General features: G+C 41.0%; 3 protein-coding genes. 1 reads left to right on the forward strand and 2 read right to left on the reverse strand.

Going from position 1 to position 5,228, the window contains the following annotated elements; all coding sequences use genetic code 11:
* Positions 1-354: 354 nt before the first annotated feature.
* The gene (locus H5202_RS17665) at positions 355-978 is read right to left on the reverse strand and encodes a c-type cytochrome (protein ID WP_182773229.1); all 624 of its coding nucleotides are present in this window, start codon (positions 976-978) and stop codon (positions 355-357) included.
* 263 nt (positions 979-1,241) lie between these two features.
* Between H5202_RS17665 and yihA the strand changes: the two genes are divergently transcribed.
* Complete coding sequence (gene yihA / locus H5202_RS17670) at positions 1,242-1,910, forward strand: ribosome biogenesis GTP-binding protein YihA/YsxC (RefSeq protein ID WP_182773230.1); 669 nt, start codon at positions 1,242-1,244, stop codon at positions 1,908-1,910.
* A 721-nt stretch (positions 1,911-2,631) separates the two neighbouring features.
* On the opposite strand, the gene polA is transcribed toward yihA, so the two are convergent.
* Positions 2,632-5,228: DNA polymerase I (gene polA, locus H5202_RS17675; protein ID WP_182773231.1), on the reverse strand; the 2,597-nt coding region annotated here is incomplete at its 5' end.

Below are 5,228 nucleotides of genomic sequence, written 5' to 3' on the forward strand. Positions count from 1 at the left end.
GTAAGGCAGTGCTAATTAGCATGTCGACCAATTGGTCTATTCCTTACAAATTTTACGACCTGCATTTCAAAATGAAACATCGACTCTTATTGTTATTATTAGTGAGTGGTCTTAAATTATTATTATTATGAATTATCTTTATTCTTATATCTTAAATGTATCAGTCCGAAACCTGCTTGATGTTATTAGATTTATGTTACAAACAGCTGGGTTTACCTCGGTACGGGGTGTATTTAACGCTAAAAGTGCCAACACTGTCAAGCTATAATCGGTGAAGTTGACGTCAACGTAAACTTTGTATCATAAAAAAATGGGCTTAAAAGCCCATTTTTTATTGTCTAATATTTAGTAGTATTAGTTCTTAATACTTGAAATATATTTAGATAATGCTTCGATATCGGCATCTGATAGTTTTTTAGCTACATCTTGCATCATGCCGTTTAAATCATTGTGACGACTAGCATCACGGAATTTTGTTAGCTGAATTTTGATATAGTTAGCATGTTGACCACCAACAGTAGGGAAACCAGCTGCTTCTGCACCCTGACCTTCAGGTCCATGACATGCAACGCATGCAGTAATACCACGGGCAGCATCACCGCCTTTGTACAGATTTTCACCTGCGGCTGGTACATCGGCAACATCGGCGACAACTTTTACTTGGCTAGCGAAGAATGCTGAAATATCAGCTATGTCTTCATCGCTTAGACCCATTGACATACCGATCATGATTGGGTCCATACGACCTTCAGCACCACCGGTTTTAGCCGCTAATCGGAATTCTGTTAATTGTTTTTCAAGATATGCAGGGTGTTGGCCTGCTAATTTAGGATACATATCAATCATGCTATTGCCGTCAACACCGTGACAGGCAGAACATACGATTGCTTTAGTTTTGCCTACTTCAGCATTACCTTCAGCCATAACTGGTGATGACATAGCGGCGACTACAGACAGCGCAAGAGCTAACTTTTTCATGGCGTTCCAACTTCTAGTTAATTTATTGTCCTGAGCTTACTAGGAAGACCCGCAAGCGTGGTAAAATGTTTTTCCAAGCGCTTTGATGTAGTTTACGATGCTCGTGAAGAGCGAGATCATTTATGACTACATCACACATATTAGCGTTGCTTGGGTATATAATATGATCAGGCTAATATTTTACACGAAAACGTGCAAAAGTAAGCAATTGTTAAAAATTTATGGTAATGCGTTTACTAGAAGTAATTTAATTGGAGTTAAGAGTGACAGATTCTCGTATCGATTTCCGTAGGGCTAAGTTTTTAATCAGTGCGCCAGATATTGCGCATTTAGATCAGTATCTTCCTGGGGATATCGGGGTGGAGATTGCGTTCGCTGGGCGCTCTAATGCTGGTAAATCTAGTGCGCTAAATGCGCTTACTGAACAAAAAAGTTTAGCTCGAACCAGTAAAACACCGGGTCGTACCCAATTGATCAACGTGTTTCAGCTAGATGATGATCGTCGTTTAGTCGATTTACCAGGTTATGGTTTTGCGCAAGTTCCTTTAGCATTAAAACATAAATGGCAAGAAGCGCTTGGCGAATATCTACAAAAGCGTGCTTGTTTAAGTGGCGTGGTGGTATTGATGGATATCCGTCATCCATTGAAAGATCTCGATATGCAAATGATCGAATGGGCTGTATTAAGTAATATTCCGGTATTAGCATTATTAACTAAATCGGACAAATTGACTCAAAGCGTCAAAATGAAAACCGTTAATGATGTGCGTGCAGCTTTAAAAAGTTTTGGTGATAAAGTGCAAGTGGAGACGCTGTCGTCGCTAAAAGGCACCGGTAAACCCAAAGTGCTGAGCATCTTAAACGATTGGTGTCATCCTGAATGGTTAGCTGAACAGAAGGCTGAGCAAGCGTCGGAGTTAGAGTCAGAGTAGTGGTCGAGTAGTATGATATAGATTAGCAAAACTAAGAGCCGGCAGCGATGTCGGCTTTTTTGCGTCTGTGTTTTCTATATTGTAACAATGATGATTTTTAAGCAAAAAAAAACCGATAACCAAACGGCCATCGGTACAAATAAATTAGCTCTTTTGGGGAGAAGCTAAATTCAACAAGACTCAAGTGCCATCAACTCAATTTGATGACTCTCAATAACCCTATAATAACTGTTTTTTACGCATCATTAAAGTATTTACTCTAAATATTTTTAATGATGGAAAAAAACCAAAAAAAAGCCCCAACAACCTAAGTTGCTGGGGCGCCGAATTTGGCTAGTCACTATCGCTAGTGAAATAAAGGTTTGAAAGATTGAACATCTTAACCTCTGTACCCTACGACGAATATAATAGCCCATCTGCCTTTAAATGAAAAACAGTTTTTCATTTAAAGATATAATAACTGTGATTACAAACCCGAAATGACCTTGATTTGTCGATCAGATCGACGAACTTGTAACATTATTTACTATTATATTGACCATTGAGACATGGGTTAAGTATAAGAGGGAGTTATAAATGATGAGGATATTTATTTTGCTAAATGCTCGCTTAGTCTTGGATATGTTCACAATGCCAAATAAAAATACCGCATTCAAATGAATGCGGTATTTTATGCTTTAGTTACTCACGTTTATCCCGCAAATATAACTTAAGCCAGCAATTAGTGGGCTTCATCCCAGTTGTCGCCAATGCCAGCCTCTGCTAATAAGGTCACGTCCAATGACGCTGCTTGAGCCATTAAGTCACATACTTTAGTTTTGAGCGTTTCTGCTTGGGCCTCATCGACTTCAAACACTAATTCATCGTGTACTTGCATTATCAGTGTAATTTCACCTTGAGTATCTTGGTTAATCCACTGGTGAATGGCGATCATGGCTTTTTTAATTATGTCTGCTGCTGTTCCTTGCATGGGAGCATTAATTGCCGCTCGTTCAGCTGCCTGACGGCGCATTGCATTACGATCGTTAATTTCAGGCAAGTATAAACGACGTCCGAATAATGTAGATACGTAGCCTAACTCAGCTGCGATGGCTCGGGTTTCTTCCATGTATTTGAGTACACCTGGGTAGCGAGCAAAATAAGTGTCGATGTACTTTTGTGCTTCATTACGTGGAATATCTAACTGTTTGGCTAAACCAAACGCAGACATACCATAAATTAATCCGAAGTTAACCGCTTTGGCGCGGCGACGTTGCTCGGTGGTAACTTCTTCAAAATGCACCCCAAATACTTCAGCGGCGGTCGCTTTATGAATGTCTTTGCCTTCTGCGAAAGCCGTTAGTAAGCCTGCATCTTGAGATAGATGAGCCATGATCCGCAGTTCTATTTGCGAATAATCGGCAGCTAAAATTTTACGACCAGCAGGGGCAATGAAGGCTTGGCGAATACGACGACCTTCTTCAGTGCGGATTGGAATATTTTGTAAGTTTGGCTCACTTGATGACAACCGGCCCGTTGCAGCATTAGCTTGGTGATAACTGGTATGTACTCTGCCTGTTGTGGCATTAACCATAAGCGGCAATTTGTCGGTATAAGTGCTCTTTAATTTGGCTAGGCTTCGATGTTCAAGAATGACTTTAGGTAAAGGGTAGTCAAGTGCTAGCTCTACTAACACATCTTCTGCTGTTGATGGCGCCCCTTTAGGGGTTTTCTTCTTTATTGGGTAACCTAGTTTTTCAAAAAATAGCGTTTGTAGTTGCTTTGGTGAAGCTAGATTAAATTTTTCTTCGGCAATTTCGTAGGCTTTATTTTCCAAATCATCAAGCTTTTTGGCTAACTCACCACTTTGCTGACTAAGTAGCATTGAATCAATCAATACACCTTGGCGTTCTACGTCAGACAATACTTGAATTAATGGCAACTCTAGCTCATTAAATACATTGGCCAGTTCTGGTTCTTTTTCAAGCCTTGGCCATAGATGTTGATGTAAACGCAGGGTGATATCGGCATCTTCAGCAGCGTATGGCCCAGCAATATCCAAATGTACTTGATTAAAAGTGAGTTGCTTTGCGCCTTTGCCTGCGACATCTTCAAAACTGATATTTTTGTGGCCAAGGTATTTTAACGCTAAACCGTCCATGTCGTGACGCGATGCGATTGAATTAAACACATAGGATTCGAGCATAGTATCGAAGCGTATACCTTTGAGGGTAATACCTGCGTTGGCTAAAATACTCATATCGTACTTCAGATTTTGACCCACTTTTTGTGGTTTATCGCCTTCAAGGATCGGACGCAACTTTTCAAGCGCTATGGTTTTATCAATTTGCTGCGGCGCATCAAGGTAATCATGTGCTAACGGTAAATAGGCAGCTTTACCTGCTTCGGTAGCAAATGATAAACCAACAATTTCAGCTTCCATGTAGTTGAGACTAGTCGTTTCGGTATCAATAGAAATCAGTTCAGCGCTGTTAAGCTTATCTATCCATTTATCAAGTGCTTCCATTGTTAGAATCGTTTCATACTCAGCTTCAATGGTGGGTGATACGGTGATTTCTTCATCGCTCTCTTGGCTGATGGTACCGCGTGGTTGCTTATTGTCTAATACTTCAGCTAACCAACGCTTGAACTCCATTTCGCCGAAGCATTTAATGAGTTCATCACGGTCTTGAGGCTTGACCGTCATTTGATGCCAGTCTAGTGCTAATTCGACGTCGGTTTTAATGGTTGCCAGTGCATATGATAACTTTAACATGTCGGCATTTTCGATGATTTTAGCCGGCATTGTTTTTGAGCCTCTAAAGCCAACTTCAACAACGCTTTGTTGATCCGCTAATATCTTTTCTACACTTCCCACGCCAAGCAACATTGCCAGTGCCGTTTTCTCACCAACCCCAGGTAACCCTGGAATGTTATCGGACTTGTCGCCCATGAGTGCTAAGAAGTCGATTATTCTATCGGGACTGACACCATATTTCGTTTTGACTTCTTCAGGGCCCATTATGGTATCTGTCATGGTGTTGATTAACGTGACATGCTCATTTACAAGCTGCGCCATGTCTTTATCACCGGTACTAATTAATGTCGCTCGGCCTTCTTTACTCGCTTGAAGGGCGATAGTACCGATCACATCGTCGGCTTCCACACCAGAAATACGGATAAGAGGTAAGCCCATTGCGTGAATGATTCTGTGTAATGTTTCTATTTGATGTCGAAGGTCATCGGGCATTGGCGGGCGTTGGGCTTTATATTCGCCATACATATCGTTGCGGAAGGTTTTACCTTTAGCATCAAAAACAACAGCGATATGGGTAGGGC

The sequence above is a fragment of the Shewanella sp. SG41-4 genome (assembly GCF_014164505.1).
Classification (GTDB): Bacteria; Pseudomonadota; Gammaproteobacteria; order Enterobacterales; family Shewanellaceae; genus Shewanella.

Bases quoted from the DNA above. Each gene is read 5' to 3' on its own strand.
- H5202_RS17665 (WP_182773229.1), bottom strand. From the start codon at position 978: ATGAAAAAGTTAGCTCTTGCGCTGTCTGTAGTCGCCGCTATGTCATCA.